The organism is Arthrobacter sp. UYEF21, from assembly GCF_040546085.1.
Taxonomy (GTDB): Bacteria; Actinomycetota; Actinomycetes; order Actinomycetales; family Micrococcaceae; genus Arthrobacter.
On sequence record NZ_JBEPNF010000010.1, the window covers coordinates 39,732 to 54,085 of the forward strand.

Annotated in this window: 13 protein-coding genes and 1 pseudogene; 5 read left to right on the plus strand and 9 right to left on the minus strand. The window is 64.6% G+C overall.

Going from position 1 to position 14,354, the window contains the following annotated elements; genetic code table 11:
- Positions 1-28 precede the first annotated feature (28 nt).
- Positions 29-952, plus strand: a complete 924-nt coding sequence (locus tag ABIB27_RS11645; RefSeq protein WP_354217124.1) for a phosphodiesterase — start codon at positions 29-31, stop codon at positions 950-952.
- On the opposite strand, the gene ABIB27_RS11650 is transcribed toward ABIB27_RS11645, so the two are convergent.
- On the minus strand, positions 922-2,337 hold the full coding sequence (locus ABIB27_RS11650; RefSeq protein WP_502909196.1) for a stealth family protein: 1,416 nt from the start codon (positions 2,335-2,337) through the stop codon (positions 922-924). The two genes, ABIB27_RS11645 and ABIB27_RS11650, sit on opposite strands and share 31 nt — an antisense overlap.
- Before the next feature lie 281 nt (positions 2,338-2,618).
- On the minus strand, positions 2,619-3,548 hold the full coding sequence (locus ABIB27_RS11655; protein WP_354217126.1) for a Cof-type HAD-IIB family hydrolase: 930 nt from the start codon (positions 3,546-3,548) through the stop codon (positions 2,619-2,621).
- Positions 3,549-3,662: 114 nt separating this feature from the next.
- Here ABIB27_RS11655 and ABIB27_RS11660 point away from each other — a divergent pair, with 114 nt between their 5' ends.
- Both ABIB27_RS11660 and ABIB27_RS11665 read left to right on the plus strand, forming a co-directional pair.
- Positions 3,663-3,962, plus strand: coding sequence for a type II toxin-antitoxin system VapB family antitoxin (locus ABIB27_RS11660; protein WP_354217171.1), 300 nt, complete (start codon positions 3,663-3,665; stop codon positions 3,960-3,962).
- Positions 3,955-4,623 carry a LytR C-terminal domain-containing protein gene (locus tag ABIB27_RS11665; protein WP_354217128.1) on the plus strand — a complete coding sequence of 223 codons (669 nt, stop codon included), beginning with the start codon at positions 3,955-3,957 and terminating at the stop codon, positions 4,621-4,623. The genes ABIB27_RS11660 and ABIB27_RS11665 overlap by 8 nt, the downstream gene beginning before the upstream one ends.
- Here ABIB27_RS11665 and ABIB27_RS11670 read toward each other — a convergent pair.
- Both ABIB27_RS11670 and ABIB27_RS11675 read right to left on the minus strand, forming a co-directional pair.
- Entirely contained in the window at positions 4,620-5,249 is a 630-nt protein-coding gene (locus tag ABIB27_RS11670; protein ID WP_354217129.1) for a TetR/AcrR family transcriptional regulator, read from the minus strand. The genes ABIB27_RS11665 and ABIB27_RS11670 overlap by 4 nt on opposite strands.
- Positions 5,250-5,360: 111 nt before the next feature.
- Positions 5,361-6,065, minus strand: coding sequence for a DsbA family oxidoreductase (locus ABIB27_RS11675; protein ID WP_354217130.1), 705 nt, complete (start codon positions 6,063-6,065; stop codon positions 5,361-5,363).
- 185 nt (positions 6,066-6,250) lie between these two features.
- Here ABIB27_RS11675 and ABIB27_RS11680 point away from each other — a divergent pair, with 185 nt between their 5' ends.
- The gene (locus ABIB27_RS11680; RefSeq protein ID WP_354217131.1) at positions 6,251-7,369 is read left to right on the plus strand and encodes a glycosyltransferase family 4 protein; all 1,119 of its coding nucleotides are present in this window, start codon (positions 6,251-6,253) and stop codon (positions 7,367-7,369) included.
- Between the two features lie 14 nt (positions 7,370-7,383).
- On the plus strand, positions 7,384-9,531 hold the full coding sequence (locus ABIB27_RS11685) for an amylo-alpha-1,6-glucosidase (protein ID WP_354217133.1): 2,148 nt from the start codon (positions 7,384-7,386) through the stop codon (positions 9,529-9,531).
- Here the strand turns inward: ABIB27_RS11685 and ABIB27_RS11690 are convergent.
- The 5 genes and pseudogenes from ABIB27_RS11690 to ABIB27_RS11710 form a co-directional block, all read right to left on the minus strand.
- Positions 9,528-10,061 carry a GNAT family N-acetyltransferase gene (locus ABIB27_RS11690; protein WP_354217135.1) on the minus strand — a complete coding sequence of 178 codons (534 nt, stop codon included), beginning with the start codon at positions 10,059-10,061 and terminating at the stop codon, positions 9,528-9,530. The genes ABIB27_RS11685 and ABIB27_RS11690 overlap by 4 nt on opposite strands.
- A gap of 89 nt (positions 10,062-10,150) precedes the next feature.
- Complete coding sequence (locus tag ABIB27_RS11695; RefSeq protein ID WP_354253896.1) at positions 10,151-11,152, minus strand: sugar phosphate isomerase/epimerase family protein; 1,002 nt, start codon at positions 11,150-11,152, stop codon at positions 10,151-10,153.
- Position 11,153: 1 nt separating this feature from the next.
- A pseudogene (locus ABIB27_RS11700) lies at positions 11,154-12,346 on the minus strand (Gfo/Idh/MocA family protein).
- Positions 12,347-12,368: 22 nt separating this feature from the next.
- Positions 12,369-13,499, minus strand: a complete 1,131-nt coding sequence (locus ABIB27_RS11705) for a Gfo/Idh/MocA family protein (RefSeq protein WP_354253897.1) — start codon at positions 13,497-13,499, stop codon at positions 12,369-12,371.
- Positions 13,496-14,260 carry a sugar phosphate isomerase/epimerase family protein gene (locus ABIB27_RS11710; protein ID WP_354253899.1) on the minus strand — a complete coding sequence of 255 codons (765 nt, stop codon included), beginning with the start codon at positions 14,258-14,260 and terminating at the stop codon, positions 13,496-13,498. The genes ABIB27_RS11705 and ABIB27_RS11710 overlap by 4 nt, the downstream gene beginning before the upstream one ends.
- Positions 14,261-14,354 lie beyond the last annotated feature (94 nt).

Genomic DNA, 14,354 nt, shown 5'->3' on the forward strand with positions numbered 1-14,354 from the left:
CCGTTTCCCCCCAACCACAGAGGCAGCAATGAAGCACATCGAGGCCGAACATCCCCGGCCACGCCACTTCCTTCTCCACCTGAGCGACCCCCACCTGATGGGTGGTCCGGATCCCCTCTACGGAGCTGTTGACAGCGAATCCAAACTTATCCAGCTTTTTGAAGAAGTCCGGGCTTCCGGTGCGCGGCCCGAGGCCGTGATCTTCACCGGCGACCTTGCTGACCAGGGTCACCCTGAGGCCTACGCAAAGCTGCGGGCCATCGTCGATCCTGCATGCGAAGATCTGGGCGCCAAAGTCATCTGGGCGATGGGAAACCACGACAACCGGGCCAACTTCCGGTCCGGCCTGCTGGACGAACCGGCCAGCGATGGACCGGTTGACCACAGCTACTTCATCAACGGACTGCGGGTCATCACCATGGACACCTCGGTGCCGGGATACCACCATGGCGAGCTGAGCGCTTCGCAGCTGGAGTGGCTGGCCCGCGAGCTGGAGACACCCGCACCGGATGGCACTGTCCTGGCCCTGCACCATCCACCGGTCCCCTCAGTCCTGGACCTCGCCGTCTTGGTGGAGTTGCGCGACCAGGCGAGCCTGGCCGCAGTGGTCCGGAACTCGGACGTCCGGACCATCCTCGCCGGGCACCTGCATTACTCCACGACTGCCACGTTCGCGGGCATCCCGGTGTCCGTGGCTTCGGCAACGTGCTACACGCAGGATCTCAACGTGGCTGTGGGTGGCACCCGCGGCCGCGACGGCGGCCAGGCGTTTAACCTGGTCCATGTCTACGAGCACACCATCGTCCACTCCGTGGTCCTGCTGGGCAGCTCGCCCACGGTGGGCGAGCACGTTACAGCGGACATGACAGCCCAGCGACTGGCCGCCGCCGGGATCAGCATCCCGGACAGGGCAAGGGAGCGTCAGAGTTCCCAGGGCGCCTTGATGGGGTAATACTTCTCCAGGAAGTCAGTCACCAGCTGGGCACGCTCATCCGCGTGGACTTCCGGAAAGCTGCCGTCGTTAAGACAGAAAAAGTCCACGTTTCGCTTGGCCAGCAGTTTGGGCAGGGAGTTCAGCCCGGCCCGCGCCGTGGTGTCCACGTAGCGCACCCTGGCCGCGGTCTGGGTGACTGCCCGGCCGGTGAGCAGGGCGTAGTAGTGGTAGAAGGAATTGGTAACAGAGATGTTGTCCGCGGCGCGGAACCTGCTGGCCGCTGTCTTGCGGAATTCGTCCGGGAACTCACTTTCCATCGTGGACACCACGCTGCGGCGCAGCGGGGCCGCGGTGTGCTCAAGATGCCTGGTGGTGATCCGGCCGAAACGGTTCCAGAGCAGCTTCCGGTTAACCCGTGCAGCGTTCTCGAAGCCGCTGCGCTCGGCGTCGTTATCGCCCAGCCCGATCCGGGTCTCGGCCTCGATGAACTTGGTGATGCCACCTGGTGTGAAGAACATGTCCGGCCCGACGGGCCGGCCGAAGAACATGTCGTCATTCGAATAGAGGAAGTGCTCGGAAAGTCCCTCGATGTTGTGGAGCTGGCATTCCACAGCCTGCGAGTTGTGCGTTGGCAGCACTGAGGGGTCGGAGAAGAACTCCTCACTGCGGACAATGGTCACCGTGGGGTGCTCGGCGAGCCACTCCGGGGCAGGGGAGTCCGTGGCGATGAAGATGCGGCGGATCCAAGGTGCAAACATGTAGACCGAGCGCAGGGCGTACTTAAGTTCGTTGATCTGACGGAAACGGGCCTCGTGGTCATCGCCTTCGCCGAGCACCACACCTTGCTGCTGGGCCCGGCGGGCCGCGATGTAGTCGGGCGAACTGCCGTCAACCCATGAGAACACCAGGTCAATGTCGAAGCTGATGTCGCTGGCGTGGTCCGCGAACATGTTCTCGATGGTGGGCCAGGTGTGCCCGTAACGTTCAACTGTCCCGCGTACCGCGTCCTGGGCCTGCATGGTGCGGCGGGTCAGCGAGTTTTCAATCGGGAGGATCAGCTGATCGCCTTCAAAGCTCCAGAGCTCAATCTGGACGCCAGCAGAGGATCCGAACTCGAAGCCGCCGTCGGGCTCAACCCGCGGCCGGTAGAGCCGGAAGATGCGGGCCTGCCGGTTGGGGGAGAGTTCCCCGTCGGCCACCAGCACGGAGGACTTCTTTTTCGCGTCAACCGTCATGGAATAGACAGGCTCGTTGCGGCAGGCCGCCACGAGTGCAGAGCGCAGCTTCTTCCGGTTCTTCCAGTCCAGGGCAATGACAGGGCGGTCGTTGTTGCCGCGGACCAGGAGATAGTCCAGGCCGGCTTCCGCCAGCACACCGCGCAGGAACAACATGTCCTCCACCATGGCCTGGAACGGGGTCCGGTTGTGGTTAATCAGGGCATACCTGCCCTTGTGCCGGACCACGTCCAACCGGTGCTTGAGCCGCGCCTCGGCGGCCGGAGATGTCACCTCCGCATGGGTGCGCGGTTCTACGGACGCCTGGCCGCCGTAGTAGATCTCGTCCTGGACCGGTGCTTCTGTAATGGTTGTCTCCGTCGCGGCTAAATGGTAAGCGTTCTTATCTGAATAATAGCGCGAGCAAAAAAACGGCAGCCGTTGCGGGCGGACTGAAGCCTGGCAGCGGCTCAGCTGGCCACGGCCTCCCGCCAGCTGCGCAGGAAAGCTCCGCCGGCGTCGTCGTGGATCACGTCAGCCTCGAGCCCCAGGTCCGCAGCGGTCAGCACGTCGTAGGCTTTGACCGGAACGCCGTCCGCCGGGCGGACGTCAACGTGCTTCACGGGATGATCGTTGTGGTGCAGCCAGTCCGCCATGGCATAGTCCGTGCGGGAGTCGCCCACGGTGCGCCACGACTGGGGCGTGATGCCCTCCGCGGCCAGCAACTCCACGGCGCGGCTTGCGCCGAGGTCTTTGCCCAGCCGCACCGACTCAATGTCGGTGGAAATGATGGTGGGGTCAACGCGGTAGTCCACCGCGTCGTCGGAATCCGGTGCATGGTGGTCCAGGCGGACCACACCCAGGCCGTGGCGGGCCATGAGGTCCATCGCATCCGAGTCGAAGAGCTTCTGTTCGGCGAGGTAATCGGCGGAGTGCACGTTGATGTGCTGCTCCACGGACACCATGGCGCGTTTGGTTTCGTCAAAAAACATGTGGGCGGAATAGTCCTCCGCCACCAGCCTGCGGACGTCATCGCCGTAGGCCTTGGGCACCGCCAGTTCGCGGTCAACGTGAATGGTGCCGGCCCCGGCGGCCGTGTAGCTGAACCAGACCGCGCCCTTTTCGCAGATGGCGTGGATGACGGTCCCGGCGGGCATGCCGGCGGCGATCATGGGCTCCATGACCTGCTCCCGGATGAACGCGTCCGAGCGGCCGGTATTGAAGATGACCGGAATCCCGGCGCTGGCCAGCGCCACCATATCGGCAATGATGCCGGGCCGCACCTTGCGGGTGGCCGGGCTTGCCACGGGACCGTCCACGTCGAGCAGGAGCGCCAAGGGCGGGGTGGACAGCAGGCGGCCGCCGGGCGTGGAGATGGCAGGGAATTCGGGTGCGGTCATGGCTCCATTGTGACAGCCGGCGGCCTGTGACAGATGGTCACCGTTTGGCTACAACCTTGGATTGCTGCGGGCTGGGTACTTCTTTTGGGCCGCCAAGGTGCCTAGTGTGGCATGGTGATCTTCAAAGCTGTGGGCGAGGGACGCCCTTATCCCGACCATGGTTACAACACGCCCAAACAGTGGGCGTCGCTGCCGCCGCGCCCCGTCCGCCTGGACGAGCTCGTGACCACCAAACGTACCCTCGACCTCGAGGCGCTCCTGGCCGAGGACTCCACGTTCTTCGGTGACCTTTTCCCCCACGTGGTGCAGTACCAGGGGACCATGTACCTTGAGGACGGGCTGCACCGGGCCGTCCGTACTGCGCTGCATCAGCGGACCGCCATCCACGCCCGCGTGCTGGTCATAGATGGTTGAAAAAGCCAGGGACCACCGCGTCCTGCACGGCCACCGCGTTGTCACCGGTCCCGAGTTGCGGGCCACCTTTGAAGCCGCCGGCGATCACGACGATCCCGTGCGCCTCCGCCGCCGGGTGGTACACGGCGTGGTGCTGGTCCTGCTGCTGGGGCTCATCGCCGGCGCCATCATCACGGCGCTCGCCATCATCAACGGGCATCTGAAGTTCCCGACGACGGCGGGCAGCGACGAGCCCCGGACCGTCTGTCCCGTGGCCACTTTTGATTACACCCCGAACGAACAGGTCAACCTCAACGTCTACAACTCCACGAGCCGGCCAGGGCTGGCGCGCTCGGTGGCTGACGAACTGCTGGGCCGGAAGTTTGTACTGGGTGCTGTGGCCAACACTGAGGCTGGCTATCGGGGCGTGGCTGCAGTGATTTCGGGTGCCGCCGGGCAGTCGGCTGCCTTCACTGTCCAGCGGAACGTGCCGGACTCGGACTACTTCCAGGATGGCCGGACGGACGCCAGTGTGGACGTCATCCTTGCCGGCGACTACAAAGAGCTGGCCGCGGCGGACCGGGTGGACCAGACCCCCGGGACGCTCAGCTGCCCGCGGGAAAGCCGCCGGATCGCCGATGACGCCAAGTGGCCTGTCATTCCCACCGCCCCCACGCCTTAGCTGACGCGCAGGGGTGCGCCGCCGTCGTCGAACCTTGCGCCGGCGCCCAGTTGGATGAACCGCACGGTCCGGGCGACGCGGGCTTCAAGTGCCGCGGGCTCATTAGTGCCGCGGGCTGCGCTGGAGGACAGCGTGCCGTGGATCAGTTGAGCCTGCTGGCCAATGTCCGCCTGCGGCAGGTAGCCCAGCGCCATGCCGTCGCGGAGAATGCCCTGCAGCAGGACGCTCAGCTCATCCACGTGGTCTGCCAGTTTGGCAAAGGACGACGGCGACAGCACCGCGGCCATGGCGGGTCCGGGCGGCAAATGGCGGCGGCTGAGGTCCTCCACCTGGGTGCGCACGTACAAGGCCAGCCGGTCCACAGGGTTCTCAAGGCTGTTGAGGGACTCCCGCAGTTCGGCGAGGAACCGTTCGGTCTCGTCCAGGGCGTAGGAGATCAGCAGCTCTTCGATGTCGGCGTAGTAGTTGTAGACCGCCGTACGTCCCACCCCGGCATGCCGCGCGACGTCCGTCATGGTCAGCCCGGGCAGGCCGTGGGTGAAGAGGAGCTCTCCGAACGCTGTCAGGACACGGCGCTGGGTCTCGGCGCGTTGCGCGGCATTGGTGGCCGCCGAAATCCTGGGCATGCAGACACCTTACCGCGATGTGTCAGCAAACCCGGTCGAGTTTTTGTCCAGATAATCGCGCCAAAGACGCCTCTGGCGTGCACTATCTGGACGAAAACTCACGGCGGGGGGCTATACCGCGCAGCCGTCCGGGCCGCAGGCTTCGCCGTCGCCGTCGGCGGCGTTGACGAGCACCAGCGGAGTGGTTTCCTGCCAGGCTTGGTTGAGGGCTGCGGTGAACGTTTCCGCTGGCTGGGCGCCGGAAAGGCCGAACTTGCGGTCGATCACGAAGAACGGGACGCCGTTGATGCCCAGAGCGCGGGCTTCCTCGAAGTCGAAGCGGACGTCGTCGGCGAACTTGTCTGTGGTGAACAGCTCGGCCACTTCGTCGGCGTTGATGCCCAGATCGTGACCCAGGGCTGTGAGGTAATCCTGGCTGCCGATGTCCTTGCCGTGCTCGAAGTGGTCGCTCAGCAGGCGCTCCTTCGCAGCGTCCTGCTGCCCGTGCTGGGCGGCGAGGTGGATCAGGCGGTGGGCAGTGAAACTGTTGGCCACCACCACCTGGTCGAAGAGGTAGTTGAGCCCCTCACCCTTGGCTTGCGTAGTGACGTGCTTGAACATCTGCGAGACCTGCTCCTGGGCCATGCCCTTGATCCTGCTCAGGTACTCAAGTTCGGTGCCGTCGTAGTGCTCCGGAAGGCTGGGATCCAACTGGTAACTGCGCCATGTCACGTCCACCGAATCGCGGTGGGGGAACTCCGCCAGGGCGGCTTCGAACCGGCGTTTACCGATGTAGCACCAGGGACACGCGACGTCTGACCAGATCTCAATCTTCATGCTTGGCACAACCTGTGCCAAGCCGAAGCCATTCCGCGCAGGAGTGTCGGATTTGTCACACCGGGGGCTTGAAAAGGTGCCCCTCGCGGGGCGATAGTCGGAACAACGGGTTAAGCAGCGGCCCTTCGAATCACACTCACTGGCCAGGTCTGGGGGCGTGGCATGTGATCCTCAAGGAGGAAAGCGTGCGGATAGGACTTATTGCAGCACCATGGATTCCGATTCCCCCGGCCGGATATGGGGGCATAGAGAGGGTTGTGGATTCCCTTGTCCGGGGGTTCATCGCCGCGGGCCACGAAGTGCTGCTGGCCGCGGCATCCGACAGCACCTGTCCTGCACAGATGGTGCCAGGCATGAGGCCATCAGAGCCGGCTGAACTGGGGATTTCCCTCTCAGAGCTCAGCCATGTCATCAGGGCCTATGCCGGCCTGGCCCACGTGGACATCATCCACGACCACACGCTGGCCGGCCCGCTGATGGCCCGGCGGGGTTCCGCCGCCCCAGTGGTGACCACCATCCACGGCCCACTTACGCCGGCGTCGGCCGATTTGTACCGCGCCATGGCCGGTGACACGGCCATCATCGGAATCTCACGTGACCAGGCCTCCCGGGTGCCGGACGTCCCTATCACCAGGGTTATCCATCACGGAATGGATGTCGCTGCCGTGCCGATCGGTTCGGGGAAAGGCGGTTATGCGTGTTTTGTCGGCAGGATGTGCCCGGACAAGGGCGTGGTTGAAGCGATCCTGATCGCGCGCCAAGCAGGCATTCCGCTCCGGATTGCAGCCAAGATGCGCGAGCCCCAAGAGATCGAGTACTTCCGCTCCGTTGTGGAGCCGCTGCTCGGATCCGACGAGGAGTTCCTGGGCGAGTTGGGGGACGCCGACAAGTTCCGGCTGATGGGTGACGCGATGGCGTTCCTCAACCCAATCCAGTGGTCAGAGCCTTTCGGCCTCGTCATGATCGAGTCACTGGCAACAGGAACTCCGGTGGTGGGGACGCCAATCGGATCCGCGCCGGAAATTGTGGACCACGGCCGGACCGGATTCCTGGCGCCGACCGAAGAACTGCACGGCTTCCTTCCCCTCGCTGCATCGCTCGACCGGTCGCACTGCAGGGATCGTGCGCTAAAGCTTTTCAGCACGGAGAGGATGGTGGCCAACCATCTGGACCTCTTCTCAAAACTCGTGGAAGAGAGTCAGCGGGCAGGGCTACCGGATGATACCTACGAGGACCAGAATCGAATACGGGGAGCAGTGAGCCGGACGCCGGAATCCGGCCCAATGTCCATCCGGCGGCACTGAGGAAGGAGCACTCCATGACTGCTTGGAATGCCGATACGGAAGCCGATGTTGGCGGGGCCGGCGCAGTGACTTTGGTGGAGGGGTCCTCCTTCTGCATCTCCTCCCACAGCGGCGACATCAGCCCCGAGGGCGGAACCAACGGGGCGTTCTACCGCGATACCCGGGTTGTGTCCCGGTGGATACTGCGCATCAACGGCGCCCTCCGCGAGCCTCTGGTGGCTCAGCGGCCGGATGCGTTCGAGGCGGCCTTCGTGGGCCGGGCCAAGTGGCCGGACGGCCGGTTCGACAGCCCCCTCGTTGTCCGTCAGCAACGCCACATCGGACCGGGCCTGCAGGACGACATCACCCTCGAAAACTATTCCTCGGAGGCCGTCGACTGCGAGATTGAACTCCTGGTGGACGCAGACCAAGCCGACCTGTTCGACGTCAAGGGCGGCCGCCCGATCAGCGAGGACAGCCTGACGCGGAGCGTCAAAGGCGCAGAGTTGGTGGTCGAGACCGTCCGGAACGGACAGCGGCGCGGCTCGGCAGTCCGCGCTTCGGGGGCCGAAGTCGCCGTTGACGCGCTGCGGTTCCACGCGCATATCCCGGCCAGAGGCAAGTGGTCCACCAGCGTCATTGTGGTGCCCCTGATTAACGGAGAAGGTCCCGCGGACCCGTTCACGGAAGCGGGCTTGCCACAGCACCGGACCGGCGTTCAGCGGCACCGGGCGTGGGAGGAAAACGTTCCGCGCATCTCTGTCGGCGACAGCAACATCGAAGCTACCTTGCAGCGCAGCCAGTCCGACCTGGGGTCTTTGCGGATTTTCGACGCCGAGCATCCTGACCGCGCGGCCGTTGCCGCCGGCGTGCCGTGGTTCATGGCGCTGTTCGGCCGTGATTCCCTCCTGTCCTCCTATATGTCACTGCTGGTGGACTCGACGCTGGCAGTGGGAACCCTCCAGACCCTGGCAGCCATCCAGGGAACAAGGGTCGACATCGATTCCGAGGAAGAGCCCGGCCGCATCCCGCATGAAGTCCGTCTGGGGGTCACCGCGGGACTATCGCTCGGGGGGAGCGCGTATTACGGCACGGCCGACGCAACACCGCTGTTTGTGAGCGTTCTGGGTGAGCTGAGCCGCTGGGGACTGTCTGATGACGTTATCGATTCGCTGCTTCCACATGCAGACCGGGCGCTGGAATGGATTGAACAGTACGGCGACCGGGACGGTGACGGCTTCGTGGAGTATCTGCGGCCCAACACCCACGGGCTCATCAATCAGGGGTGGAAGGACTCCTGGGACGGAATCAATTTTGCCGACGGGCGCATTGCTGAACCTCCCATTGCGCTGTGCGAGGTGCAAGCCTACGTCTATTCCGCCTACGTGGGGCGCTCGCTGCTGGCGCGCTCGCAGGGCGACGCCGGGACAGAGGAGCACTGGGCGCGGCGGGCCGCCGCCCTCAAGGTGTCGTTCAACGAGAAGTTCTGGATGCCTGGCAAGGGCTACTATGCGGTGGCACTGGACAAGGACAAGAATCCTGTGGACTCTTGCACGTCGAACATGGGCCATTGCCTGTGGGCGGGCATTGTGGACCGGCAGAAGGCGTCGGCTGTGGTTGAACACCTGATGTCACCCAAAATGTTCACTGGCTGGGGAGTCCGCACGCTGGCATCGGATATGGCGGCGTACAACCCCGTCAGCTACCACAATGGCTCGGTGTGGCCACACGACTCCGCCATCGTGGCTACCGGGCTGATGCGCTATGGCTACGTGGCGGAGGCCAAGCGGTTGGCGCGGGGCCTCTTCGACGCTGCCACCCATTTCGACGGTCAACTGCCGGAATTGTTCTGTGGCTTTGACCGCAGTGAGTATTCGGGGCCCGTGCCATACCCGACGGCGTGTTCCCCGCAGGCGTGGGCAGCCGCCGCTCCCATCCAGCTCGCCAGGATCCTGCTGCGCTTTGATCCGGACTTTACCCGTGGCGTTGTCCATCTGGCCCCGTTCCTGGCCGAGGACAAGGGCGACTTCAGGGCTGACAACGTGCGGCTGGGACACTCCAGAATCTCCATCACCGCCCGGGGAACGGAAGGCCACATTGAAGGCCTTCCCCAGGGTCTCAAGCTGGTCCACGAACCTCGTCCGCCCCTGGACGAAGGTCTGGGTGGAAACGCCACGGACTAAGGGACAGCGCGTTCCATCACAAAGTCGTGTTCCACGGTGCTTCCCAGCCGGAAGGACTTGCTGCCCACCTTGCGGAAGCCGGACTTTTCGTAGAACCGGATGGCCCGGGCATTCTGGCTGTTGACGCCCAGCCAGATTCCGGCCGCGCCGGATGCCGTGGCTGCCTGGATGCTGGCGTGCATCAGTTCCGCGGCGGCGCCCAGCCCGTGATGCTCCGGGTGGACATAGCATTTGCTGAGCTCGATGGCCGGCCTGATGGTCAGCGCCGCCGCGACGTCCGGATCCTGCGCGGGACGGTTGACCAGGAGGCTGTAGCCGCGGAGGCCGCCGTCGGCGTCGATCACCAAAATGGTGATGCCGGGGTCGGCGAGATATGCGCGGAAGTGCTCCTCACTGAGCGTGTTGGCCAGGTGGGCAGCGATGTCCTCCGGTGACGACGACGGCGGGCACGCCAGCGGAAAGGTGACTGCTGCCAATTCGGCGAGCGGGCCGGCGTCGTCCGTGGTTGCCTTTCTTATGGTGGAACTCATGCAGGGATTCTACGTGCGCTTTATCCGAGTTTTTGTCCAGATAATGCCCCGAAATGGCACTTTTGCCCGCATTATCTGGACAAAAACTCCTAGGTCTGGGTGGTGAAGGCTGCGTCGAACGAGGTACTCGAGGGCGGGAAGTCGAACTTTTTCAACGCAGCAAGAGCTTCGGGGGCGCCGTGGAGGCGGTCCATGCCGGCGTCTTCCCATTCAACGGAGATGGGGCCGGTGTAGCCGATCGCGGTGAGGGCCCGGAAGGACGATTCCCAGGGGACATCGCCGCGGCCGGCGGAGACGAAATCCCAGCCGCGGCGCGGGTCGCCCCACGGAAGGTGCGAGCCCATGACGGTGTTGCGGCCGGTGGGGCGGAGCTTGGTGTCCTTGCAGTCAACGTGGTAAATCCGGTCCTTGAAGTCCCAGATGAACGAGACCGGGTCGATGCCCTGCCACATGAAGTGGGACGGGTCCCAGTTCAGGCCGAACGCTTCGCGGTGCCCGATCGCTTCGAGGGTGCGGACGGTGGTCCAGTAGTCGTAGGCGATTTCGGAAGGGTGGACTTCGTGGGCGAAGCGGACACCGCATTCGTCGAAGACGTCCAAAATGGGGTTCCAGCGGTCCGCGAAGTCCTGGTAGCCGGCCTCGATCACTTTTTCCGGGACCGGCGGGAACATGGCCACGTACTGCCAGATTGAGGAGCCGGTAAAGCCAACGACGGTGTCCACGCCGAGTGCCTTGGCGAGCCGCGCGGTGTATTTCATTTCCTCCGCGGCGCGCTGCCGCACGCCTTCCGGATCGCCGTCGCCCCAAACATTTGACCCAACGATCGCTTGGTGGCGGAAGTCGATGGGGTCGTCGCAAACGGCCTGACCCTTGAGGTGGTTCGAGATGGCCCAGACTTTGAGGTTGTACTTCTCCAGGACGGCGAGCTTTGACTCGACGTAGCCGGGTTCGTCCCAGCGCCAGACGTCCAAATGGTCCCCGGAGACGGCGATTTCCAGACCGTCGTAGCCCCAGCCGGAGGCGAGCCTGGCGACTTCCTCGAACGGGAGATCGGCCCACTGGCCGGTGAAGAGGGTGTACGGGCGGGGCATGTCAGGCTCCTTGCGGATCAGATGCGGGCGCGGAGTTGGCCGGCAGTTGGATGAGCGCGCTTTTCGCGGCGGCGGATTCCTCCACGGCATTCAGGATGTACTGGACGTTGAGTCCTTCCTCGAACGATGGTGACGGTGCGCGGCCCGTGGCTATGGCTGTGAGGAAGTCGCGGACCTGGTGGGTGAAAGTGTGTTCCCAGCCGATGACGTGGCCCTGTGGCCACCACGCCTTAAGGTACGGGTGCTCGGGCTCATTGACCAGGATGCGGCGGAAGCCTTGCTCTCGGACAGGTGCTGCGGCATCCAGGAAGCCAAGTTCAGTTCGTTGAGGTTCTCCAGATCGAACAGGATGGTGCCCTTGTCGCCGTAGATTTCCAGCGTCAGCGAGTTTTTCCTGCCGGTGGCCACCCGGGAGACTTCCACAGAGGCGATGGCGCCGGAAGCAAGGGACAGCGTGGCCCAGGCGGCGTCGTCGACCGTCACCTCCTCCAGTCCGTCCACCCCGGGGCGGCGGTCCACGAAGGTGTGCAGGCGGCCGGTGACCTCGGTGACCTTGTCCGCGAGCAGGAACAGCACCTGGTCGATCGCGTGGGAGGCGATGTCCCCAAGGGCGCCGGACCCGGCGGTTTCCTTGCGGAGCCGCCAGGTCATGGGGGCCTGATCGTCGCTGAGCCAGTCCTGGAGGTAGGCGGCGCGGACGTGCCGGATGGTTCCCACCCGGCCTTCGGAAACCAGTTCCCTGGCCAGGGCGAGGGCAGGGACGCGCCGATAGTTGAACCCGATCATCGACTGGATGCCCTTGGCCCGGGCGGCTTTGGCCGCTGTTGCCATGGCTTCAGCCTCGGCAAGGGTGTTCGCGAGCGGCTTCTCCACGAGCACGTGCTTCCCGGCCTTGAGCGCCGCGACGGCGATCTCGGCGTGCATCCAGCCCGGGGCGCAGATGTCCACGATGTCGATGTCGTCCCGGCTGATCACTTCCCGCCAGTCGGTGGCCGTTTCGGTCCAGCCGTAGGTGGCGGCTGCCTTGGCCACCGCTTCGGCGTCACGTCCCACGAGTACTTTCTGCTCGAAGGCCGGGACGTCGAAGTAGCTGGCGACGTTCCGCCGAGCGTTCGAGTGGGCCTTGCCCATGAATGCGTAACCGATCATCGCGACGCCGAGCGGGCGATCGGACGGGTGTGCGGGGGTGGTCATGAACTGGTTCCTGCTTGCTTTCCTAGAGCGTTGCGGTTTCCGGTGCCCAGTCTTCGGGCAGTCCTGCGGAGGGCGAAGCGGAGCTTCCGACGTCGACGAACGTGCCGGAGTCCATGGATTCGGTGATGGCGACCATGCTGTCCAGGACGTGGTAGGCCAGGTCACCGGTGGCACGGTGCGGAACTCCGGCGCGGATGGACCGGGCCATGTCCAGCACGCCCATGCCGCGGCCGTTCGACGGCCCGGACGCCGGGATGGTGGTCCAGTCCTCGTCGCCGACGCGCCAGAGCCGGACGTCGCCGTCGAAATAGTTGGGGTCCGGGACCGACAAGGTGGCCTCGGTACCGGTGATTTCCACGAAGCCCATCCGCACGCGGGGCGACTCGAAGGAGAACACGCTGTGCGAGGACGCGCCACATTCGAACTGTGCCATCGCGCTGACATACGTGGGGACCTCGACCGTGAACTCCTCGCCGGCCTTGGGCCCGGAGCCGATGACGCGGACGTCTTTGGCCTTGGAGCCGACGGCGGCCACCTTGCGGATGGAACCGAACGTCTGGACGAGTGTGGTGAGGTAGTACGGGCCCATGTCAAAGAGCGGCCCGGCGCCGGACTGGAAGAGGAATGCCGGGTTGGGGTGCCAGGACTCCGGGCCGGGCGTCTGAAAGGTGGTCATCGCCGTCAGGGGCGCACCGATGTCGCCGCGCTGGATCACGCGCAGGGCCGTCTGCAGGCCGGCGCCGAGGAACGTGTCCGGTGCGCAGCCCAGGCGGATGCCGGCGGCGTCGGCGGTTTTCAGGAGGCCGAGACCGGATTCGCGGTCCAGGGAGAAAGGCTTCTCGGTCCAGACGTGCTTGCCCGCGTTGACGGCGGCGGTGGCAACCTCGACGTGCGCTGCCGGGATGGTCAGGTTCACGATGATTTCGACGTCGGGATGGTTCAAGGCCGCGTCCACACCGCCCCACTCCGCGATGCCGTACTCCTTGGCGCGTGCCTCTGCTGCCTCCTCGAACAGGTCCGCGATGACGTGGACTTTCAGGTCCGGGAACACGGTGAGGTTGTCCAGGTACTGCTTGCTGATGTTCCCGGCGCCGATGACCGCGATGCCCACCGGCCCGCGGCCTGAAGACTTCGCGGCTGCGTGGGTGGTCATGCGCGTGCTCCTTCGGCTGCCGTCGCGGAGGCGTCGTTATTGTTCAGGTATGCCAGGCTTTCGGCGATGCCTTCGAAGATGTCGCCAGCGTAGTCGTCGAATTCCACCACGCCTACCTCCAGGGATGTGGCGGCCGCGATGACGTCCAGCACGGGTACCTTGCCCCGGCCTGCCGGCAGTTGCGCTTTGGTGTCGGTGTTCAGGGGGCCGTCCTTGATGTGGATGAGCTTCACCCGGTCACCAAGTTTCGCCAGGATGTCCACCGGGTCCTGGCCGCCAACGGCCACCCAGTACGTGTCCACTTCCAGGACCAGTTCCGGATCCAGCAGATCGGCGAAGAATTCCAGTGCCGTGCGGCCCTCAATACTGGACTCCAGTTCCCAGGCGTGGTTGTGGTACCCGACCCGGATGCCGTATTCGGCGCCCTTTTTGGCTGCGGCGTTGAGCCCGGCCGCAGTGGCCTGAATGTCCTCGGCGGTCTGCCAGCGGTCCGCAGGGATAAACGGGTCAATGACGGTGGAGATCCCGAGGTCTTTGGCGGCGGCGAAGATCTCATCCTGGTCCTGGCTCAGCAGCGGAGCGTGCCCGGACGGCGCCGTGAGGCCATTCTCCTTCAGCTCGGCGCCGAGTTCCTTGGCCGTGGCCACGAAGTTGTAGGGCTCCACCTGGGTAAAGCCGATCTCCGCGACCTTGCGGATGGTGCCGGGCAGATCCTCCTGGATGGCGTTGCGGAGGGTGTAGAGCTGGATCGAGTAAGACATGGGTACTCCTCAGATGAAGACGGTTCAACTAAAACTAGAAGCACTTTTATTGACCGTCAAGCAAAAGTTGTATGTCTACCGGTTTTCTTTATCT